21 protein-coding genes are annotated in these 21231 nt (G+C 72.3%); 9 read left to right on the top strand and 12 right to left on the bottom strand.

From position 1 onward, the window contains the following. The first annotated feature begins 100 nt into the window (after nt 1-100). The 3 genes from IT780_RS13565 (at nt 101) to IT780_RS13555 (ending at nt 1355) form a co-directional block, all read left to right on the top strand. A complete protein-coding gene (locus tag IT780_RS13565; RefSeq protein ID WP_199511837.1) occupies nt 101-385 on the top strand; it encodes a hypothetical protein in 285 nt (94 codons plus the stop codon). Then, the gene (locus IT780_RS13560) at nt 382-789 is read left to right on the top strand and encodes a hypothetical protein (protein WP_199511836.1); all 408 of its coding nucleotides are present in this window, start codon (nt 382-384) and stop codon (nt 787-789) included. The genes IT780_RS13565 and IT780_RS13560 overlap by 4 nt, the downstream gene beginning before the upstream one ends. 107 nt (nt 790-896) lie before the next feature. After that, the gene (locus IT780_RS13555; protein ID WP_199511963.1) at nt 897-1355 is read left to right on the top strand and encodes a DinB family protein; all 459 of its coding nucleotides are present in this window, start codon (nt 897-899) and stop codon (nt 1353-1355) included. A gap of 492 nt (nt 1356-1847) precedes the next feature. Here the strand turns inward: IT780_RS13555 and IT780_RS13550 are convergent, their stop codons facing one another. From IT780_RS13550 to IT780_RS13540, 3 genes are all read right to left on the bottom strand, one after another. Beyond that, entirely contained in the window at nt 1848-2465 is a 618-nt protein-coding gene (locus IT780_RS13550) for an HAD family hydrolase (RefSeq protein WP_199511835.1), read from the bottom strand. Nucleotides 2466-2683: 218 nt separating this feature from the next. Continuing rightward, nucleotides 2684-6265: a chromosome segregation protein SMC gene (gene smc / locus IT780_RS13545; protein WP_199511834.1), complete on the bottom strand. Its 3582-nt coding sequence runs from the start codon at nt 6263-6265 to the stop codon at nt 2684-2686. Nucleotides 6266-6599: 334 nt separating this feature from the next. Then, entirely contained in the window at nt 6600-6797 is a 198-nt protein-coding gene (locus tag IT780_RS13540) for a hypothetical protein (protein WP_199511833.1), read from the bottom strand. A 497-nt stretch (nt 6798-7294) separates the two neighbouring features. On the opposite strand from IT780_RS13540, the gene IT780_RS42665 reads away from it, so the two are divergent. The 4 genes from IT780_RS42665 (at nt 7295) to IT780_RS13520 (ending at nt 11435) form a co-directional block, all read left to right on the top strand. Beyond that, nucleotides 7295-8083, top strand: a complete 789-nt coding sequence (locus IT780_RS42665; protein WP_199511832.1) for a CAP domain-containing protein — start codon at nt 7295-7297, stop codon at nt 8081-8083. Nucleotides 8084-8215: 132 nt separating this feature from the next. Next, nucleotides 8216-9706 (top strand): DUF3492 domain-containing protein, encoded by a 1491-nt coding sequence (locus IT780_RS13530; protein ID WP_199511831.1) that lies wholly within the window; start codon nt 8216-8218, stop codon nt 9704-9706. Continuing rightward, a complete protein-coding gene (locus IT780_RS13525) occupies nt 9703-10869 on the top strand; it encodes a hypothetical protein (protein WP_233412731.1) in 1167 nt (388 codons plus the stop codon). The genes IT780_RS13530 and IT780_RS13525 overlap by 4 nt, the downstream gene beginning before the upstream one ends. Beyond that, nucleotides 10866-11435 carry a putative glycoside hydrolase gene (locus IT780_RS13520; RefSeq protein ID WP_199511830.1) on the top strand — a complete coding sequence of 190 codons (570 nt, stop codon included), beginning with the start codon at nt 10866-10868 and terminating at the stop codon, nt 11433-11435. The genes IT780_RS13525 and IT780_RS13520 overlap by 4 nt, the downstream gene beginning before the upstream one ends. Here IT780_RS13520 and mutM read toward each other — a convergent pair. The 9 genes from mutM to rsmD all read right to left on the bottom strand — a co-directional run bounded on the left by mutM (nt 11389) and on the right by rsmD (nt 17944). Beyond that, a complete protein-coding gene (gene mutM / locus IT780_RS13515; RefSeq protein ID WP_199511829.1) occupies nt 11389-12243 on the bottom strand; it encodes a bifunctional DNA-formamidopyrimidine glycosylase/DNA-(apurinic or apyrimidinic site) lyase in 855 nt (284 codons plus the stop codon). The genes IT780_RS13520 and mutM overlap by 47 nt on opposite strands. A 9-nt stretch (nt 12244-12252) precedes the next feature. After that, a complete protein-coding gene (locus IT780_RS13510; protein ID WP_307831169.1) occupies nt 12253-13458 on the bottom strand; it encodes a mannosyltransferase family protein in 1206 nt (401 codons plus the stop codon). Further along, on the bottom strand, nt 13455-14360 hold the full coding sequence (gene rnc / locus IT780_RS13505; RefSeq protein ID WP_199511828.1) for a ribonuclease III: 906 nt from the start codon (nt 14358-14360) through the stop codon (nt 13455-13457). Before rnc ends, IT780_RS13510 begins: the two co-directional genes overlap by 4 nt. Continuing rightward, nucleotides 14350-15312, bottom strand: a complete 963-nt coding sequence (locus IT780_RS13500; protein WP_307831178.1) for a phosphate acyltransferase PlsX — start codon at nt 15310-15312, stop codon at nt 14350-14352. The genes rnc and IT780_RS13500 overlap by 11 nt, the downstream gene beginning before the upstream one ends. A gap of 125 nt (nt 15313-15437) precedes the next feature. Continuing rightward, nucleotides 15438-15611 carry a 50S ribosomal protein L32 gene (rpmF, locus tag IT780_RS13495; RefSeq protein WP_097318372.1) on the bottom strand — a complete coding sequence of 58 codons (174 nt, stop codon included), beginning with the start codon at nt 15609-15611 and terminating at the stop codon, nt 15438-15440. A 5-nt stretch (nt 15612-15616) separates the two neighbouring features. Beyond that, the gene (locus IT780_RS13490; protein WP_199511826.1) at nt 15617-16225 is read right to left on the bottom strand and encodes a YceD family protein; all 609 of its coding nucleotides are present in this window, start codon (nt 16223-16225) and stop codon (nt 15617-15619) included. Between the two features lie 78 nt (nt 16226-16303). Then, on the bottom strand, nt 16304-16801 hold the full coding sequence (locus IT780_RS13485) for an ATP synthase subunit B family protein (RefSeq protein ID WP_071805703.1): 498 nt from the start codon (nt 16799-16801) through the stop codon (nt 16304-16306). A gap of 91 nt (nt 16802-16892) precedes the next feature. Beyond that, nucleotides 16893-17372, bottom strand: a complete 480-nt coding sequence (coaD, locus tag IT780_RS13480; RefSeq protein WP_199511825.1) for a pantetheine-phosphate adenylyltransferase — start codon at nt 17370-17372, stop codon at nt 16893-16895. Then, nucleotides 17369-17944 carry a 16S rRNA (guanine(966)-N(2))-methyltransferase RsmD gene (gene rsmD / locus IT780_RS13475; protein WP_199511824.1) on the bottom strand — a complete coding sequence of 192 codons (576 nt, stop codon included), beginning with the start codon at nt 17942-17944 and terminating at the stop codon, nt 17369-17371. The genes coaD and rsmD overlap by 4 nt, the downstream gene beginning before the upstream one ends. A 378-nt stretch (nt 17945-18322) precedes the next feature. On the opposite strand from rsmD, the gene IT780_RS13470 reads away from it, so the two are divergent. Both IT780_RS13470 and IT780_RS13465 read left to right on the top strand, forming a co-directional pair. Continuing rightward, complete coding sequence (locus IT780_RS13470) at nt 18323-19294, top strand: LPXTG cell wall anchor domain-containing protein (protein WP_199511823.1); 972 nt, start codon at nt 18323-18325, stop codon at nt 19292-19294. A 347-nt stretch (nt 19295-19641) separates the two neighbouring features. Next, a complete protein-coding gene (locus IT780_RS13465; RefSeq protein WP_199511822.1) occupies nt 19642-21129 on the top strand; it encodes a cell wall anchor protein in 1488 nt (495 codons plus the stop codon). The last annotated feature ends 102 nt before the right edge of the window (nt 21130-21231 follow it).

The following is a 21231-nucleotide window of genomic DNA, read 5'->3' as shown; positions in this document are numbered from 1 at the left end:
AGATCCATTGGCCGTCATCTCTGCGACGTAGTACTGTCCCTACATAACAACGGCACGCCATCCGGCAGATGCCGTCATCCCGGCACAGTATGATTCGAGTATGACAAGGCGGATCACCGTGAGCCTTCCCGACGACGTAGCCGACTACCTCGCCAAACACCCCAACAGCTCCGCGGTCGTCACCGACGCGGTGCGCGCCCGCATGCACCGCACCGCCACCACCAGAGCGATGCTCGAAGCGGCGGGTTTCCCCATCACCGATGAGGGAGTCGCCCGGTGGCGCGGCAAGTTCCAACCTCCGACGGAGGCCCAGCGGGCGGAGAGCCGGCGGCGGCTCGACGCGCTCGAGGCGGGCCGCTGGCCCGACAACGAGGAGCGGGCATGACCGACATCCGTGCCGTGCTCGACAGCTCGGCGATTCGTTCCTACGCCCGGGGACACATCCACGTCGGAGAGGTCATCACCGAGGTGGCAGACGAGAGTGCCTACGTCGGCATCCCCACGACAGCCCTCCTGGACGCCTACGCCCATTGCCTGGGCGACAAGATCGCACGGGCCCGTCTCGGCGTCCTGATCCATCTGCCGGGCACCCAGGTGCTCGCGCTCGATGCGGACGCAGCCCTTCACACCGCGGAAACGGTGCCCTTCGCCCACGGCGACCTGTCGCGGGCCCACGCCGTCTGGGCGACGCTGGAGCACACCGCCGTCTACCTCACGGCCGAACCGGACGAGTCCGCACGCCTGGTCGCCGAGGACCGAATCATCGTCGTCCCCGGGGAAGACGCGTAAACGGGCTGAAAATGTCGGAGGGTCGGTCCAGGATGTCACCCGTGACTTCCTGGACCGCGCCCGCGGCGCAACGTGTGACAGAGCCCCACACCGGTGACGAGCGCGTCATGCTCGAGGGCTGGCTCGACTGGCATCGCCAGACCCTGTTGACCAAGTGCGCGGGGCTCACCCCCGAGCAGCTCAAGACGGCCGCGGTGGAGCCGTCCAACCTGACCCTGCTCGGCCTGCTGCGCCACATGTCCGAGGTGGAGCGCGGCTGGTTCCGCATCCACGCGGCCGGCCAGGAGCTCCCGTTCCTCTACTGCGACGACGACAAGAACCGCGACGGCGACTTCGACGACGTGGCCGACGCCGACGCGGAAGCCGACTACGCGGCCTACCTGTCAGAGCTCGACGCCGCCCGCGCAGCCGCGTCAGCCCTCCCGCTCGACCACGAGTTCGCCACCGAACGAACCGCCGCCATCAGCCTCCGCTGGGTCTACATCCACATGATCGAGGAGTACGCCCGCCACAACGGCCACGCAGACCTCCTCCGCGAACGCATCGACGGCACCACGGGAGACTGACAACGGCCGCACCCCGCACCTACCGACGACTGGCAACGGCCGCACCACGCACCTACCGGCAGCCACCGCCGGCCCCGTGGGCGGCCGTCGGTGGTTGGTGCGTGGTCCGTAGTCCGTGGCGGCACGCATCACGCATTTCGCGGCCTTCCGCCGGCCACGTAGACCCACCACCGCGGACGCACACACCCACCACCACCGCGGCCGCGTGACACCCGCCCGTCGCGGCCACGTGGCACCCGCCCGTCGCGGCCACGTGGCACCCGCCCTCGCGGCCACGCGGCACCCGCCCTCGCGGCCACGTGACACCCGCCCTCGCGGCCGCGGGCACCATCACCGCGGACACGCACAGCCACCGCCGCTACCGCGCACGCACCCCACCGGCGGCTGCGCCATCACCATGCGCATCGCGGCCGCTCGCCCTGCCTGCACCACAGCCGGACGTCACCTCATCAGCGTCGATGCACGTCGCGGCGCCGCCGGCCGCCCGGTCGCTCAGGCCGGGACGTCCAGGGCCTTCCGCAGGTACGGCACGTCCTGACCCCCGCTCCACCGGAACGCCAGCAGCTTCGCCGCCCGCGCCCCGCGGATCACGCGGTCGTCGTCGTCCACGAAGAGGGTCCATGGCGCTTCCACGTCGAGGGCTTCGCAGGCGCGGGCGAAGAAGTCCGGGGCCGGCTTGTGGATCTTCAGTTCGGTGGAGCTGATGACGGCGTCGAATTCGCCGGCCAGGCCGAGTAGGTCGAGGTCGTCGCGGAGGCGGTCGGTGGCATTGGTCGCCAGGCCCACGGGCCGGCCCGCGGCGCGGATGTCGCGGACGAGGGCGAGGACCTCCTCGTCGACCGTTCCGCGGTGTTTCTGCCAGTCGGCGACGGCCGCGGCCGCCTCGTCCCCGGGCAGAGGGAGCCGGGTCGCGACCAGGTGCATCCACTCGGCGTCGGTGATCTCGCCGGCGACGGCGGGGCGGAGCAGGTCCCAGGTGAACGCGGTCTGCATGAGGATGCCCGCCGGCAGCGAATGTTCGGCCTCCACCGCCGCCGGTACGGCGGGGTCCCAGCGGCGCACGACGCCGTCCAGATCGATGAGCATGGCCCGGGCGGGTTGGCGCTGCATGCGGTTCGCGGTCCTTCCTCGGCTGTCGGCTGCGCGAACCGGAAAACCCCGAATCCGCGCTGTCGGCTGCCGACCGCGCGAACCAAAAGGCCCGGATCCGCGCCGTCAACGGGTCGACCGCGCGAACCGGGAGAGTCCGGATCCGCGCCGCCAAGCCTACGTCGAGGCCGGGACCACCGATCCGCACAGGACCCCTAGAAGCCCCGCGCCGGACCGGCTCAGTCCTCCTGCTCCCGGTTCAGCCGCTGGCTGATCACCTGCGTCACCCCGGACCGCATCGTCACGCCGTACAGCGCGTCGGCGACCTCCATGGTCCGCTTCTGGTGGGTGATGATCAGGAGCTGGCTCTTCTCCCGGAGCTGCTGGAACAGCGTGATCAGCCGGCCCAGGTTGACGTCGTCAAGGGCGGCCTCGACCTCGTCCATGATGTAGAAGGGGCTGGGGCGGGCCCGGAAGATCGCGCACAACATCGCGACCGCCGTCAGCGACCGCTCCCCGCCCGAGAGCAGCGAGAGCCGCTTGATCTTCTTGCCGGGCGGCCGGGCCTCGACCTCGACGCCCGTGGTCAGCATGTCCTCGGGGTCGGTGAGCACGAGCCGGCCCTCGCCGCCCGGGAACAGCACCTGGAACACCGTCTGGAACTCGCGCGCGGTGTCCTCGAACGCCGACGCGAACACCTCGAGGATGCGGTCGTCGACGTCCTTGACGACCGTGAGCAGGTCCTTGCGGGTGGCTTTCAGGTCCTCGAGCTGGTCCGACAGGAACTTGAAGCGTTCCTCGAGCGCCGCGAACTCCTCCAGCGCGAGCGGGTTGACCTTGCCGAGGAGGGCCAGGTCGCGCTCGGCCTTGTTGGCCCGCTTCTCCTGGGTGGGCCGATGGAAAGACACAGGCTCGGGTACGGGCTTCCCGTCCTTCTCCGCCTGCGCCACCTCGGCCTGCGTCGGGGGTACGAGCTGGTCAGGCCCGTACTCGGCGACGAGCGTGTCGACGTCGAGGGAGAAGTCCTCGGCCGCCTTCGCCTCGAGTTGTTCGATGCGCATCCGCTGCTCGGCCCGCGCGACCTCGTCCCGGTGCACCTCGCTGGTGAGCCGTTCGAGCTCGGCGACCAGGCGCTTCGCGGTGGCCCGTACCTCCTGCAGCTCGGCTTCGCGGGCCGTACGCGCCCGGGCGAGCTCGTCGCGGGCCTCGGCGGCCGCGGCCAGCGAGACGGCGACGCGGGCGAGGGCGGAGGCGGCGCCCAGCGCGACGGCCTTGGCGATCTCGGCGCCGCGGGCGCGGGCCGCCCGGCGGGCCGCCGCCCGTTCCCGGGCCTGGCGTTCGGCGTTGGCCTGGCGCAGCAGCGAGTCGGCGCGCCCGGCGATGGACGACACCCGTTCCTCCGCCGTACGCACGGCGAGCCGCACTTCCATCTCGTTCTGCCGAGCCTGCGGTACGAGCGCAGCCAGCTGGTCCCGCTCCTCGGTGGACGGCTCCTCGTCGAGCGGAGTGGCCTCGGCGAGGCGCAGGCGTTCCTCGAGTTCGGCCAGCCCGGCCAGGTCGCGGTCCCGGTTCCCCTCGGCCTTCTGCCGGGACGCGCCGAGCCGCTCCGATTCGGCCTTGGCGGACCGTGCGGCGGCGCCGAGTTCGGCGAGGCGGCGGGCGGCGGCGTTGCGTTCGCCCTCGGCGGCGCGCTTGGCGGCGGCCGCGACGTTGACGGCTTCCTTGCGCTCGGCGACCTCGGCGCGGGCGTCGGCGAGCTGGGCCTTGAGCTCCCCGATGGACTCCTCGGCGGACTCCCGCCTGGCGCGGGCCTCGTCGACGGCGGCCTGCACCTCGATGTAGCTGGTGGCCTTGCCGGAGCCGCCGGCCGCGGCGTGCGCGCCGAGCACGTCGCCGTCCGGGGTGACCGCCCGCAGTTCGGCGTTCTGCGCCACGAGCCGAGTGGCGGCGGCGAGGTCGGGCACGAGCACGACGTCGCGCAGCGCGCGGTTGAGCGCGGGCCGGATGGTGTCCGGGCAGTCGATGACGTCAGGCGCCCAGGTGGCGCCGTCCGGCAGGGCCGGTCGGAGCGCGTCGAGGGACCCCTGCATGCCCGGCGCGGCGGGGCTCGCGACCACCAGCGAGGCCCGGCCCGCGTCGGCGATCTTGAGCGTACGCATGGCCTCGACGGCCTCGTCGATCCCGGTGAGGGCGACCGCGTCGGCGAGTCCGCCCAGCGCGGCGGCGAGCGCGGCCTCGTGGCCGGGCCGCACCGTGAGCATCGACGCGAGGCTGCCGAGCAGCCCGGGGACCTGGTCCGCCTTGCCGAGCAGCGCGCCCGCGCCGTCCTTGCGCTTGAGGCCGAGGGCGAGCGCCTCCTCGCGGGCCTTCCAGCTGGCGGCGTCCTTCTCGGCGGCGCGCTCGGCGTCGGAGAGCTCCTTGACGACGGCGGCGGCCCGGTCGTGCGCGGCCACGGCTTCGGCGTGCCGGGCGTCGAGGTCGGCGTTGTCCCGGTCGGCCTCGGTGGACTCGGCGGAGACCGCATCGACCTCGGCCTGGGCGGCGTCGGCCCGCATGAGCGCGTCGTTGTGCGCGGCGGCGAGGCGTTCGATCTCCTCCGCGGCGCTGGACGTACGGGCCCGGGCCGCGTTCACCTGCCCGGTCAGCTTGGCGAGGCCCTCACGCCGGTCGGCGATCGCTTTCGCGGCCGTACGCAGCGCGCCTTCGGCAGCGGCGAGCTGGCGTTCGAGGTCCTGCCGGTGCTCGACGGCCTCGGCCAGCCGCATCTGGTCCTCGGTGAGCGCCTCGCGCAGCTCCTCTTCCTGCTCGCGGACGCGTTCGGCCTCGGCAGCGAGCTGGTCGGGGTCGCGTCCGGTGCGCTCGTCGTCCGGGGTGGCGGCGAGGTGGCGCAGCCGTTCGGAGGCGAGCTGCTCGGTGGAGCGGAACCGTTCCTGCAGCGTCGACAGCTTGTACCAGGTGTCCTGGGCGGCCTGCAGCAGCGGCGCGTCCTCGGCGTGCTGGGCCTCGAGGTCGGCGAGCCAGCGCTGGACCTCCCGGTTCTCGTCCTCGACCTGCTGGCGCCGTACGCGCATCGCCGACTCGTCAGCGATTTCCTTGTCCAGCGTCGTCCGCAGCGTGTGCAGGTCGTCGGCGAGCAGCCGGAGCCGGGCGTCGCGCAGGTCGGCCTGGATGCCGGCGGCGCGCCGGGCGATCTCCGCCTGCCGGCCCAGCGGCTTGAGCTGGCGGCGCAGTTCGGCGGTGAGGTCGTTGAGCCGGTTGAGGTTGGTCTGCATCGCGTCGAGCTTGCGGATCGCCTTCTCTTTGCGCTTGCGATGCTTGAGGACGCCGGCCGCCTCCTCGATGAACGCGCGGCGGTCCTCGGGCTTGGCGTGCAGCATCGCGTCGAGCCGGCCCTGGCCGACGATGATGTGCATCTCGCGGCCGATGCCGGAGTCGCTCAGCAGCTCCTGGATGTCGAGCAGGCGGCAGGAGCTGCCGTTGATCTCGTACTCGCTCTCGCCGGACCGGAACATCCGCCGGGTGATCGACACCTCGGTGTAGTCGATCGGGAGTGCGCCGTCGCCGTTGTCGATCGTGAGGGTCACCTCGGCACGGCCCAGCGGGGCGCGCCCTGCGGTGCCGGCGAAGATGACGTCCTCCATCTTGCCGCCGCGCAGCGCCTTGGCGCCCTGCTCACCGAGGACCCAGGCGATGGCGTCGACGACGTTGGACTTGCCGGAGCCGTTGGGGCCCACCACGCAGGTGATGCCCGGCTCCAGCCGCAGCGTCGTAGCGGAGGCGAAGGACTTGAAGCCCTTGACCGTCAGGCTCTTGAGGTGCACGGATCTCCGAGGGTCGCGGTTTGCTCTGGGCAGCAGGGTACCCGCAGGTACGAGCCATGTCCGCGCACGGCGCGCGTCCCGGTCCGTACCACTCCGTGCGTTTTACTGCCTTTTGTCCGGTCAAGCGCCGACGGAACCTGCGCCCACCGCCACGGGACGGGCGCGGACGGCGACGGAGGGCGGAGAAGTTGGCACGCCGCGCGAATCGGCGACCGGGCGCCCGGTGGCCTCCGGGCAAAAAGATGCGCGCCGCCACTGTGTGGAGGCGCGCTTTTCTGGGTGCGTTCCGTGCTGCGAGGGGATCGGGCGCCCGGGTCTCGGCACCCGGCGGAACTCAGGTCAGTGCCGGCTCGGTCAGCCGCAGAATGTCGTCCGCCTCGGCCGATGCCGCGGCTGCCAGACGATCATTCTCCGCCCGGAGGCGGGTGACCTCGAACTCCAGAGCCTGCACCCTGGAACGCAGTCGGGTGACCTCGTCGAGCAGGCGCCGGTCGGGCGCCGCACCTACGTGGCCGTAGAGGGCCTTCGCCATGACTTCTCCTTGTGAGACCATCGCGTCTCGTTGTAAAGCTGCGTCTCTTTAGTCAGCGCTGCCGGAAAGGCCGGCCAAACGCGCGCCCTGTGGTACCGCACGACTGCACCCACGGACACGCGTAGGCACAGAGATCTGCACCCGAGGACTTGCGTGAGATGCAGATTTACCTGTACTCAAAGCTGAGCATGTACCAAAGCTAAGCCGAGCACAGATGGGCGCGACTGGCGACACTTCTATGGTGCGCCGATGACCAGGCTCCGTCAAGCCGTGGGCACCGCGCCGACCCCTGTTCACCAGTGAATCACGCCACCCTGGCACGTCACGAAGCTTTGATCAAGCGATTTCCCCGCCTGGGTGACGGTGGTCAAGATCCGTACGGGGCTGGATGAAGGCTGGCTTATGTCTTTCTTAGCTGGTTTGCCGCGTGTCCGTACGACTGCTTACCGTCACCCGGGTCGAAACCTCTCGATCCCTGAGGACCGCGGAGGCAGGACGTGCACGGGCCAGTGGAGCAGACCGACCGGCGGCTGAACGAGGACACCGGCCGGCACCGCGGGCGGCAGGCGATGCCCTCCCCGGTCATGCTGGCCCTCCCGGTCGCCGCGCTGCTCGCCGCCGTCGCTGCGGGCGCCGCACTGCTGCCGTCGAGCCTCACCGGGCCGGGCGCCGCCGCCGAGCGGCCCGGGTCCGCCGTCGCCGCCTTGGCGCCGGGTGCCGGTGGCGGGGCACCCGGCGCCGGGACGCCGACGGCGGAACCGAACCCGGCACCGACGCCACCGGCCGGGCCGAGCACGCCCCCGAAGGCGAAGCCCCAGCCCAAGCGGACAGTCAAGCCGACAACCAGGCCGGCGACGAAGAAGCCCACGCCGCGCAGGACCGTGGTGGCGGCCGGGCTCACCGGCCAGGAGAACGAGGTCATCCGGCTGGTCAACGTCGAGCGCGACAGAGCGGGGTGTGGGGGTGTACGGCTCAACTCGAAGTTGCGTACGGCGATCCGGCTGCACGTGAAGGAGCTCGGGACGCACGGGAACCTGTACATCAGCCATGTCAGCGATGACGGGCGGGACTTCGTCCAGCGGGCGAAGGAGCAGGGGTACGACGCGCCGGGCGGCGAGAACGTGGCCCGGGGACAGCGCGACGCGGCCGACGTCATGACCTCGTGGATGAACAGCGAGGGGCACCGCGCCAACATCCTCAACTGCGACTTCAAGGCGATCGGGGTGGGCGCGGTCAAGGGCGTCGACGGCACCATCGTGTGGGGTCAGCTTTTCGGGCGTTCGTGACCAAAGCACGCGGTAAATCAGACAAATAGTGCGAACATCTGTCGCCTAGGTGACACCGTCCCGTTACTTTTCGCCGCTGCGTCGTTGCAGCCATCGTGATATCGCCCCCTGCCCGTACGCGGTGCTGACCGCATGCGCATCTGTCTGCTCACCGGGGGCGGCTACCCGTTCCGCCGCGACGCGCTAGGCGGCTGGTGCCGGACGCTCGTCGACGGCCTCGGCCGGTTCCGCTTCGACCTCGTCAGCATCTGCGACCGGGAACCGCCGGGCGGGCCGGCGTACGCGCTGCCGGGGCACGTGGGGTCGGCCCGCGCCGTCGCGATGCCCCGGGAGACGCCGCGGCGCGAGGGCAAGGACGAGCGTGCGGTGGCTGCGGCCGTCCTGCTGTGCCGGGGACTGGTGGCGGAGCGGGACGACGAGTTCGCCCGGGGACTGCTCGGGCTGGCCGTGCTCGCCGAGGGCCGTACGGTGGCCGGCGGGTCGCCGCTGAACGCCGTACCGCTCACGGACGTGCTGCAGGACGCCTGGCGGGCCGGGCGGTCGTCGGGAGAGGGCGAGCGGCTGCCGCGGCTCAGCCTGCGGGACGCGCGTACCGCCGTCACCCTGCTGCGGCACGCCGCGCGGGCGCTGGCCGTACCGTTGCCGCCGGCCGATGTCGTGCACTGCGTGGGCGGGACGACACCGCTGCTGGCGGCGCTGGCCGGCCGGTGGCGCACGGGTACGCCCCTGCTGCTCACCGAGGCCCGCGCGCCCGTGGCCCGGCTGCGCGCCCACGAGGAACGGCTGTCGCCGGCGGTGCGTACGGTCCTGCGGCGCTTCCGTCGTGCCGTGGCCCGGACCGGTTATGCCGAAGCCGGGCTGATCGCGCCGCTGAGCGAGTACCACCACGCGTGGGCGCTGCGGCACGGCGCGGAACCGCGGCGGCTCGTGCAGGTGCCGGCGGGCGTGGACCCGCGGGACTTCCCGTCCGCGCCGGAACCGGAGGCGCCGCCCGCGATCGTCTGGGCCGGAAACGGTGGCCCGGAGAGCGGTCTGCAGGTGGTGCTGGCGGCGTTCACGCGGATCGCCGCGGCCGTACCCGGGACCGTCCTGCACCTGGTCGGGGTGACCGGCGCCCACGAGGACCACTGCGCCGAGCAGGTGGACCGTACGGGGCTCGGGCGCGCGATCCGGTTGCACCCACTGCCCGCCGACCCCAGCGACCGGTACACCACAGGTCACCTCGTCGTGCACGTCCCGGGACCGTCCGATCCGCCGTACCGGTTGATCGAGGCCATGATGTCCGGCCGCGCGGTCGTCGGGGCGGATGTCGGGCCGGTCGCCGAGACGCTCGGCGACGCGGGTGTCGTCGTACCCGACAAAGATCCGGAAGCGCTCGCCGCCGCCTGCGTCGACCTGCTCATCACGCCCGCCCGCCGGCGGGCCCTGGGCGACGCGGCGCGACGCCGCGCGCTTGCCTATTTCACCGCCGACCGGGTCGTCCGGGTCTACGGCGCGCTCTACACCGACCTGGCCGGCCCGCCGCCCGCGCCCGCCTACGAGCTGGCGCTCGCCGTCCCGGCGCCGCGGGAAGCGCACCCGGCCACACTGCGATGGCTCACCGGAGCCGGGGAGGACCGATGACCGCCGATCTCGCCCTGCGGGGCTCCACATTGCGCATGCCCGCCCTGGGCGGAACTCTGCTGCGCTGCGCGCTCTATCTCGGCCCGCTCAGCGCCGCGGTCGCGGCCGCGCGTCCACTCGGGCACGCCGGCTGGCAGGCGCCCACCGGGACGCTGGTGCTCGGCTGGGGCGCCGCCCAATCGCTCGCCGGCCTCGGCGCCCTGATCGCCCGCCGATCCGGGCCGGCCGCGGGCGTGCGACTGGTCGGGCTGGGCTTCGCGGCGGCCGCCGTGCTCTGGACCGCGGTGGCACTGACGGGCCTGACCGGCCCGGACACGACAGCCGCGGTCGCGATCGGCCTGTGCGGCCTGCTGTCTCTGGGTACGGTCACCGCCGCGCTGGTGAGCCGTACGGAGGCGACGGTGGTCCGGTGGAGCCTGCCGTGCTGGCTGCTCGCCGCGGTCGGCATCGCCGGGACCGTCGGGGACACGTACGCGCAACGCGTGCCCGTGACGCTGCTGCTGCCCTTCGCCATCGCGCTGGCCGCCGCGCGCGCCTTCGCCCCGGCGTTCAAAGCCGCACCGATCGGCCGGCTGGACGCGCGGGACCTGCGGCTGGGGGGCGTACGGCTGCTGCTCGGTGCGGCGCAGGCGACCTGCGTGGCGCTGCTGTGGCGGGCCGGGCCGCCGACCGCCACCTCGCCGGTGGTACTGCCGCTGCTCGCCGCCGGGCCGCTGCTCGAGGCGCTGATCGGCTGGCATCGCCGGCAGGTGCAGGCCGGGCTGGACGCGGCGGAGAGCGGGCGGGAGTTCCGTACGCACCTCAGCGGCGTGACCGTGGTGACCGTGGCCGCGCTGTTGCCGCCGCTGGCCGCCGGAGTGGCGCTGGCCGTGGCCGCGTACCGGCTCCCGGCCGGATCCAGCACGGCCGGGGTGCTCGTGCTCGCCGGGGGCGTGCTGCTCAGCGGGGTCCTCGGGATCACCCTGCTGCTCGTCGTGCGGGGGCGTACCGGGGTCGCCGCGCTGCTCGCCGTCGCCCCGCCGCTCGCCGCGCTGGCCACCCCGGTGGTACCGGCCCTGCCACCGAACCCGTTGCCCACGGTCGTCGCCCTGCTGGCGGCGGCCCACCTCGCCGGGCTGCTCATCGTCGCCCGGACCACCGCGGATTCCCGGAGGACGTCGTGAAGACCCTGTTCCCGCCGTACGCGCACCCGTCGCCCGAGCTGGCGCCCGACCCGGACACCTGGGTCGTGCAGGAGCGGCCCGGCCCGCGCGGCTCGGCACACCAGATCCTCGGCCGCGTCGACCTCGACTGGGGCGGGCGCTCCCTCGCCGACGTGCTGGCCGATGTGGACACGTGGCGTGAGGACGGCGCCGAGGGGCTCTTCCTCGACCGGGCGCCGGCCGGGTCGGGCGGGGTCGGGCCGGTGGCGCTGACCGTACGGCTGGCCGCCCGCCGCGGGCTGCACCGGGTCGTGCTGAACCCGGGCGTGCCGACCCACCCGCTCTACCGGGAGCTGGGCGTGCGGATCTGCACGTTCGACGGGCCGTGGTCGGCGTACCAGGGGTGGGACGGCGACGGGACGCTGCCCGGCGACGGGCACCTCGTGCACGGCGTACCGACCGAGCTGTTGACGGCGGCCCGGCGGCTGATGGGCCGGCGCGGCGCGGGTTTCGGGCTGGCCACCGACGCCGGGCCGTACGTCAGCGGAGCGGTTTCCGGGGGCGCGGCTGGCAGCGCGGGCAGCTGAACGACGACCGGTTCATGAACTGCTCCCGGCGCATCGGCGTGCCGCAGCGGTGGCATGGCTGCCCCTCCCGGCCGTACGCGTTCAGCGCCCGGTCGAAGTAGCCGCTCTCCCCGTTCACGTTGACGTACAGCGCGTCGAAGCTCGTGCCGCCGGCCACGATCGCCTCGCCGAGGACGTCGCGTACGTGCGCGAGCAGGCGACGTGCCACCGGCCTGGTCAACGCGTCGGTCGGCCGGGTGCCGTGCAGCTGCGCACGCCACAGCGCCTCGTCGGCGTAGATGTTGCCGACGCCGGAGATCAGCGTCTGGTCGAGCAGCGCGCGCTTGACCTCGGTGCGCTTGCGGCGCAGCGCGGCGACGAACGCCTCGTCGTCGAATTGCGGGTCCATCGGGTCGCGCGCGATGTGCGCAATCTCGGCCGGCAGCTCGGCGCCGCCCTCGGAGACCGACAGCCCGCCGAACGTGCGCTGGTCGACGAAGCGCAGCTCCGGCCCGTCGTCGGCGAACGAGAAGCGGACCCGCAGGTGCGTCTCGTCGGGCGCCTCGGCGGGCTGCATCAGCAGCTGGCCGCTCATGCCGAGGTGGGCGATGATCGCGTCGCCGGAGTCCAGCGGCAGCCAGAGATACTTGCCGCGCCGGGAGACGTCCGTGATGGTGCGGCCGGCGAGGACGGCCGCGAAGTGCACGTCACCCGGCAGGTGCCGGCGGATCGCCCGGGGGTGGCGCACCTCGGCCGCCTCGATGCGGCGGCCGGCGACCCACTTGGCCAGGCCCTGCCGGACGGTCTCGACCTCGGGAAGCTCGGGCATCGTGCAACCCTAAATGGTGTACGGCCAGACGGCCACGAGGTAGGCGCCGTACCAGAGCCCGAACGCGGCCCAGGCGGTGATGGCCAGGATCGCGACGCGGGGGCGGGCACGGGCGGCGGCGACGACCGCGGGGAGCAGAGTCAACAGTACGGGCAGCAGCAGCCGCGGCTTGGAGTGGTAATAGCCGGCCTGGCCGTACACGAGCACCATCGCGACCACGCCGTACACGGCGAGCGGCAGCCACGGGCGGCCGGTCATGGCGACGGCTGCCGCGGCGGCCGCGACCAGCAGGATCAGCGCGACGCTCATGGGGACCCAGCCGTCGCCGACGGTCAGCGTGTCGTGCAGGAACGTGAGCGTGCTGCGGCCGTAGTCGAACGACGTGCCCCAGCCGGCCGTCTGGATCTTGAACCAGGCGTCGGGCTCGCCGACCCGCCGGCCGACCCACCACAGGAACGCCGGCACGCCCGCCAGCGCCAGGCCGGCCGCGGCGAGCGGCGGCCACTTGGGGGCGGCCGGGTCACGACGGACCGCGATGACCGCGGCAACAGCCAGGGCGACCGCGGCCGCGGCGCCGGTCGGGCGGGTCAGGGCACAGCCGAGGCCGAGCAGGCCCGCCGCCCACCACACCTTGCGGTGCGCGGCGACGAACATCCCGGCGAGCAGCGCCAGGAAGAGGCTCTCCGAATACGCCATCGACAGCACCACCGACATGGGCGCCGAACAGCAGATGGCGACCAGGGCCCAGCCGGCGCGGCGGCCGTACAGGCTGGTGCCGAGCAGGTGCAGGGCGACGGCCGCGGCGACGGAGGCGAGCCAGCTGACGGTCAGCGCGGCGGTGCCCGAGTCGAGGCCGAGCGCGGACAGGCCCCGGATGAGCATCGGGTACAGCGGGAAGAAGGCCAGTTCGTTGCCTTCCAGCGCGCCGGTCTGCCCGTACGTGTATCCGTGCGGGTAGCCCTCCGCCACCCGGCGGAACCAGCCGCCGTCCCAGATCAGCAGGTTGTTGCGCAGGCCCATCGGCTCCTCGGTGGCCCGGTCGAGCCACACGAGCAGGACCAGCTGCACGATGCGCGTCGCGGCCAGGATGCCGGCGGCGATCAGGACCCCGTGCCAGCGGCCGGCGGCGTCCCACAGGCGCTCGCCGGGCCCGGGCGGCGCGTACTCCTCGATGACCGGCGCCACGCCGCCGGACTCCGACGCCGTCACGCTCACCGGCCGGCGGCGCTTCTGTCGTCGGCTGCGTTCTTCGCCGCGGCTGCGGCAGCGTCGGCCGCCGCGGTGACGTCGGCCGCGCCGGCGTCCTTCGCGTCGGCTGCGGCGGCCGCGTTCGTGGCGTCCGCTTGTTCGAGGTCGGCGTGGCCGCCGCCCGCGACGGCCGGAGGCGGTGTCTTCTCCTCGGCGCGCTCGGTCAGCGTGCGCCAGGCCGCCGCGGCCGCGCGCTGCTCGGCCTGCTTCTTGCTGCGCCCGTCGGAACCGCCGTAGCGCTCGCCGGCCACGACGACCCAGGCGGTGAACGTCTTGGCGTGGTCCGGGCCCGCATCGTCGATGACGTAGTCGGGCACTCCCAGCCCCAACGCCGCAGTCAGCTCCTGGAGGCTGGTCTTCCAGTCCAGCGCCGCGCCGCGCCCGGCCGACTCCGCCATCAGCGGGTCGAACAGCCGGTGGATCACCTCGCCGGCGGTGTCCAGGCCGTGTTCCAGGTAGATGGCGCCGAGCAGCGCCTCCAGCGTGTCGGCCAGGATGCTCGCCTTGTCCCGGCCGCCCGTGGTCTCCTCGCCCTTGCCCAGCAGCAGGTGCGGGCCGAGGCCGCCCGGGCCCAGCGTGCGGGCCACGTCGGCGAGCGCGTGCATGTTCACCACGCTGGCCCGGAGCTTGGCGAGCTGACCCTCGGGCAGGTCCGGGTGGTTGTGGAACAGCGCCGACGTGATCACCACGCCCAGCACCGAGTCGCCGAGGAACTCGAGCCGCTCGTTGGTGGGCAGGCCGCCGTTCTCGTACGCGTACGAGCGGTGGGTCAGCGCCCGCTCGAGCAGCTCCGGCTCCAGCGGGACGCCGAAGGCCTCCTCGAGCGGCTCCGTGGAGGGCCGTACCCGACGCCTGTCGTTACTGCTCATGACCACCTCTTGCGCTCAGCGGATCCTCGGGAGTCCGGCCCGCGGGACCGGTGATGAAGTCGGCGATGGCCGGGACGGCGGCCCGGCGGTGCAGCGTAGCGGCGAACCCGATGCCGGCGGCCAGGTCCTCGCCCGAGGCGGCGCCGTGGCACACGACCACGGTGCCGGCCACGCCGAGCAGGACGGCCGCGCGCGGCAGGGGCGGCTGCGGCGCGGGGGAACCGATCAGGGCGTACGCGGTCTCCAGGCCCTTGAGCAGCACGTTCCCGGTGAAACCGTCGGTGACCACGACGTCGGCGGCGGCACCGGTGACCACGTCGTTGCCCTCGACCAGGCCGACGTAGCGTCCCCCGCCGGGCAGCTCGAGCCCGGCCAGGACAGCGGGCGCGGCGCGGCGCAGGCGGTCGCCCTTGCCGCGTTCCGTGCCGATGGTCAGGAGGCCGACGCGCGGGGCGGAAACACCGTGCACGACCGAGGCGTACGCGGAACCGAGCCGCGCGTGCATGGCGAGGGTGTGCTCGTCCGGATCGACGGAGGAACCCACGTCGAGAAGGACGATGCGGCCGGCGGCGCTGGGCAGCACGGCGGCCAGGGGCGGGCGGCGGATCCCCGGCCAGCGGCCGAGGCCCAGCGCGGCGGAGGTGACCGTGGCGCCGGTGTTGCCCGCGGAGATCACGGCGTCGGCGCGGCCCTGCGCCACGGCGAGCACCGCCGTCCGTACGCCGGACTCGACGCTGCTGATGTCGCGCTCGTGACCGTGCGGGCCGGTCGGGGCGGCAACGGCGTGGACGCGGTGCCGGGACTCGGGGCCCAGGGCAGCAAGAACCGCGTCGGCCGCTTCGGTCGGGCCGACGAGCAGGAGTGAGAGGGCCGGATCGGCCTGACAGGCGCGCAGAGCGCCGTCAACCACGACGGCGGGAGCTTGGTCCCCGCCGAGGAGGTCGACGGCGATCCGCGCGGTGCCCGGCTCCGTGGCAGCACCGGCCTCGCGGCCGTCCTGCGTGTGGCTCCGGGCACCGGACGGATGCCGGTCGGACTCGACCCGCCCGATGATCGGGCGCGTCACTTAAGTGAAGCTCAGACCTCGAGGACCTGACGGCCGTTGTAGGTGCCGCAGACCCCACAGGCGGTGTGCGGCAGGTGCGGCGACTTGCACTGGGGGCACGCCACGGTCTGCACCGCGGTCGCCTTCCAGTTCGCCCGGCGGGACCGGGTGTTGCTGCGCGACATCTTGCGCTTGGGGACGGCCACGGTACCTACTCCTCGATCATTTTCTGCGGTTTTTGCGGCGAAGCCGCCGCGGACTGCTCGGGGTGAGACAGGTTGCGCAAAGCGGCCCAGCGCGGGTCGGCTTCCTCGTGGCTGTGATCGGCCGGGAGGTCGTCGAAGTGCACCCCGCACTCGGGGCACAACCCTGGGCAGTCCGGCCGGCAGACCGGGTTGGTCGGCAGTGTCAGCACCACCGCGTCCCGCACCGCCGGCTCCAGGTCGATCAGATCGCCCTGCATCCGGCCCACCTCGTCCTCGTCCGTGGTCTCCTCGGTGGTGCTGTCCGCGTAGGCGTACAGCTCCGCGAGGGGGACCTCGAACGGCTCGGAGATCTCGTTGAGACAACGCCCGCACTCACCGGAGAGTGAGCCACGGACGGTGCCGCTGACGTACACACCCTCGGAGACCGACGTCAGGCTCAGATCGAGCTCGAGGTCGGAGCCCTCGGGTGCCGAGATCAACTCAAGGCCGAGGTCCGCCGGCGCCGGGACGACCCGTTTGAAGGCACGCGTCGCCCCAGGCTGGCGCGGGAGCTTCGTCGTGTCGACGACCAGCGGCTGCCTGGGATCGAGGTGGTTCTGCAAGGTCTTGGGCATCGTGAATCCTCAGCCTTGGGAAGGCCGACTGGAAAGGTTACCTGAGCAGGGGGCGTAGCGTCGAATCGCCCCCTCGCGTCAGAAGGGCAGGGGTCGTTCGCTGTCCTCGCCCTGGAAGGTGCCGATCTCGCGCAGCGCGTGCATCTTGTCGCGGCCACGCTCTATCGACGCCAGCGCCCGGGTGAGGAACTGCTCGAAGTTCGCCAGCGCCGTGTCGACGTAGTCATCGACCTCCTCGCGCAGGCGCTGCGCCTCCGCGCGGGCCTCCGCGATGATCCGGGCGCCCTCGTGCTCCGCCGAGACCGTGATCTCGTTCACCGAGACGAGGCGGGCGTGCTCGGTCTCGCCCTCGCTGATGATCCGGTCCGCCTCGCGCTTGCCGGCATCGATGATCTTGTCGCGCTCCTCCAGGAGGGCGACGGCGCGGCGCAGGTCGCCCGGGAGCTCGGAGCGCAGTTCGTCGAGCAGGGCGACCATCTCGGCCCGGTCGAACATGAAGTTCGTCCGGGACATCGGGACGGACCGTGCCTGCTCCACCATGGAGATGATCTCGTCGATGCGGTCGAGCGGATCCACCGGCGCCTCACTCCTGTCAGCTCGCACTCACGCTGAGTGGTGCGATCACGTTACTGCCGAACCCGACGACGGGACCGCGAAGGCCACGCCGTCAGTTTTGCCGCAGCCTCGTCACGAGTCGCTCCCCCACGAAGTCCGGGACGTACGGCGAGGCGTCCCCGCCCCACTTGACCACGTCCTTGACCAGACTGGAAGAGAGGAAGGAATAGAGCGGGTTCGTCGGCATGAACAATGTCTCCACCCCGGAAAGCCCGATGTTCATCTGCGCCATCTGCAACTCGTAGTCGAAGTCGCTGACCGCGCGCAGGCCCTTGATGACCACGGCGGCGCCCTGGGCGCGGCAGAAGTCGACGAGCAGGCCGTGGAAAGACTCGACCCGGACGTTGCCGTACGCGGCCGTCGCCTGGCCCAGCATCTCGATGCGCTCCTCGACCGTGAACAGGCCGGTCTTGGAGTGGTTGATCAGCACGCCGACGATCACCTCGTCGAAGAGCCGGCTGGCCCGCCCGACGATGTCGAGGTGGCCGTTGGTGACCGGATCGAAGGAGCCGGGACAGACCGCTCGTCTCATGATCGGCGACCGTACCAAAGTGTGGTCTCGCCGTAGCGCCGGCTGCGTTCGGCGGTGATGCCGTCCACCCAGTTCAGAGGCGCGCCGCGAACCGCCGTGCGGGTGGACCGCTCGAAGGTCACGACCGCGTCCTCGGCGAGCCAGCCGTTGTCGATCAGCGCGCGCTGCACCTCGTCGATCTCGTCGTCGGCCACCGCGTACGGCGGATCGGCGAACACCACGTCGTACGGGCCACCCTCGGGCGGGGACGCGAGCACCTGGGCCACCTTGCCGGTGATCAGCCGGGCGGCGTTGCCGGCGCGCAGCGTGACGATGTTGTCCCGGATCACCCGGGCGGCCTTGGCGTCGGCCTCGACCAGCAGCGCGTACGCCGCACCCCGGGACAGCGCCTCCAGGCCGATCGCGCCGGAGCCCGCGTACAGGTCGGCGACGCGGGCGCCCTCGAGGTCGGTCATGGTGCCGAGGGCGCTGAAGTAGGCCTCGCGTACCCGGTCGGCGGTGGGCCTGGTCAGAGCACCGGGCGGTGCGGAGAGCCGGCGGCCGCCGTGCGCACCCGCGATGATCCGGGTCATCCGGCCGCCCGTCGCCGAGGATCCGCCACGAGAACACGTTCGAGTAGCACGCTGTGACGCTACGCCACCACAAAGCACCGACCACTGCGGAGTGAACTTTTCCCCTCCCGAAACGGGCAGATCGACACTGATCGCATCCACTTCGGTGCGATCCGTATAGGGAAGATCACGAATGCGCATCAACCCGCTTAGCGAAGCCTGGGACGTTTTTCAGACTCGCCTCAGTCGCTATGGTCGACCGGCCGCCGACGAAACGCTGTCGGCTCGACGATGCGGGGAGGCGTCGTCGCGGGCCCTCGCGGACGCTCATGACCGCGCGACGGGCCGCCTTCAGCCTGCCCTGTGCCGTTCCCCCCGGTCCCCTTCACAGGAGTAGGCGTGAACCTGCTTAAGTCCCCGTTCCGGCGCACCACCGCGATCGTGGCCGGCGCCTTCCTCGGCCTCGCCGGCACGGTCGCCCTCACCGGCCCGGCCAGCGCGCACGCGCCCGTCATCAAGGGCACGGTCAGCTGCGCCGAGGCCAACGGCCAGTGGAAGGTCGACTGGTCCGTCGCGAACGACTACGGCGTCTGGGCCACGGTCCGCGAGGTGGAGACCTCCAACGCCGCCGCCCCGGACGGCGCGATCAAGATCGGCGAGCGGGTCGCCCCGAACTACAGCAACCCGCTGGTCGGCACGAGCGTCCTCGAGGCCTCGGACGGCACGGCCGGCCTCAAGGTCTCGCTGAAGTGGGACGACAACTTCGTCCGCGACGCCACCGCCTCGGTCGCCAAGCCGGAGAGCTGCGCGGCCCCCGCCCCGCAGCCGAGCGCCTCCACCACCCCGAGCGCCGAGCCGGAGCCCAGCGAGTCGACCCCGAGCGAGCCGACGCCGAGCGAGTCGACCCCCAGCGAGTCCACCCCGGTGCCGAGCGCGTCCGCCCCGAGCCCCGAGCCGACGCCCAGCTACGGCGAGGCCGAGCCGATCTTCGAGATCACCTGTGACTCGATGACCGTGGGCCTGGACAACCCCGCCGACGGCGTCGAGATCCCGCTGGTGCTCGAGCCCAGCAAGGGCGAGAAGCGGACCCTCGTCGTCAAGCCGGGCGAGAAGAAGACCGCGACGTTCAAGGCCTCCGAGGGTTTCAAGCTGAAGATCTACCTGGAGGGCTACGAGGACCAGGCCGAGACCATCGCCTGGGAGGCCCCCGAGGGCTGCGCGAACGGTGGCGGCGGTAGCAGCGACGAGCCGTCGCTGCCGCTGACCGGCGCCGCCGCGGGCAGCATCGCCGCCGGCGCGGGCGTTCTGCTCGCCGCGGGTGTGGCGCTGTTCTTCTTCGCCCGCCGTCGCAAGGTGAAGTTCACCGCCTGATCGCGGTGATCCCCACCGCCTGATCGCAGGACGCCCGAGGGGCGCGCGGACCGTCACGGTCGGCGCGCCCCTCGCTCGTTCCGGTGACGGTTGATTCGATGGATGACAACACAGCGCATCGACCCTGATGCCGTCGGTGCAGCGATGGTCTCGGATACGCAACAAGAGCCTTAAGCCGTTCTGAGCCTCTTCCCAGATCCCTAGCAATCGCTAAGGTCAGGCCCGCCGACGAAACGCTATCGGCTCGACGACCTGGGGAGGCGTCGTCCCCGGCCCGTCCCTCGCCCGGCGCCGGTCCCGTCTTCCTGGTCGTTTCCCCCTCTGCTACACCGCCCCCAGGAGTACGCGTGAAGTTGAACTCCCCGCTCCGCCGCGCGGCGACCGTCCTCGCCGGCGCACTCATCGGCCTCGGTGGAGCCGCGGCCGTCACGGCTCCGGCCAGCGCCCACGCCTCGAACGTCAGCGGCGCTGCCGTCTGCGACACCGCCACCGGTACGCGGATCGTCACCTGGACGCTGACCAACGACTACCCCACCGACGCCACCGTGGCGGACCTGAAGACCACGCCCACCGAGGTCGAGAAGTCCGCCGAGGGCAACCTCGTCATCCCGCACGCGCAGGGCCGCAGCAACGGTGAGCTCACGCTCACCCAGCAGGTGACCGGGGACGCGAAGGAAGCCGCCATCTCCTTCCGGTCCATCTGGTCCTCCGACGGGTACGAGGACCAGGACAATTCGGCCAAGGTGGACCTGAGCGAGCCGTGCGCCCCCGCGGAGACGCCCTGCGTCGAGGCCGGCCAGGCGAGCTTCCACCACAGGTTCGGCGTGACGGAGAAGGGCTCCACGGCCACCGTGAGCCTCGACGACGGCGTGAAGCTGTGCGAGGGCGAGCCGGTCACGCTGGTGTCGTACTTCGCGCCCAAGCCGCAGTTCGCCGTGCCGCAGTACAAGTACGACAGCGAGACCGGCTCGATCGACAACGAGCACCGCTCGGTGACGCTGAACGTCGACGTGCCCGACTGCAACACGCAGGTCGACCTCTTCTTCGGTGGCGAGGACGACATCATCGGTGAGATCACCGAGGGCGGCCCCCGCTACGGCGACAAGAAGCTCGGCAGCAACGGCGGCCCCGGCGGCCGCTCGAAGGGCCCGCAGGGCTGGTACAACGGCGGCGGCAAGGGCTGCCAGACCCCGGCCGTCGAGCCCCTGTCGCAGTGCGACGGCACCGTGCAGCTCAACCTCAGCAACACCGGCGAGATCAGCCGCTACGCCGTCGACTTCACCGTCAAGGCCGGCGACTTCTCTCAGACCGTCACCGTGAAGCCGGGCAAGGGCGAGACCGTCACCGTCCCGGCCGGCGCCGGCACCGTCACGGTGAGCGCCGAGGGCATGGACGATGTCACGTACGACTGGAAGGCGCCGGAGGACTGCGCGCTGCCCACGGTCATCGTCGAGAACGACTGCGACACCGTGGCCATCACGGTCGAGAACCCGGAGGGCGTCACCCCGGCGACCGCGAAGATCACGTACGGCGGGAAGTCGGAGACCGTGACCGTGGCGGCCGGCAAGTCGGAGAAGGTCACGTTCGACGCCGGCAAGGCGACGTACGCGACGGTCGAGTTCCCCGGCCTGGACGTCGAGCCGATCAAGGCGACGCTCGAGAAGCTGGACTGCGACAACGGCGGCGGCGCCGGTGGTGGCGACAGTGACGAGCCCGGCCTGCCCGTGACCGGCCCGGTGGCCGGGAGCATCGCGGGTGGCGCGGCCCTGCTGCTGATCGCCGGTGCGGTGCTGTTCATCACCGCCCGCCGACGCAGGATCCGCTTCACCGCGTAGCACCGGCCGTACCCCTCTGAGGGCGCGCCGACCCACCCCGGCGGCGCGCCCATCCCACCCGCGGGCAAGGCGGGACCGGGTGGGAGTCCATGCGCCCCCCCC

This window comes from Nucisporomicrobium flavum (assembly GCF_016464385.1).
Taxonomy (GTDB): domain Bacteria; phylum Actinomycetota; class Actinomycetes; order Mycobacteriales; family Micromonosporaceae; genus Actinoplanes; species Actinoplanes flavus_A.
This window is presented reverse-complemented; position numbering and strand designations above follow the sequence as displayed.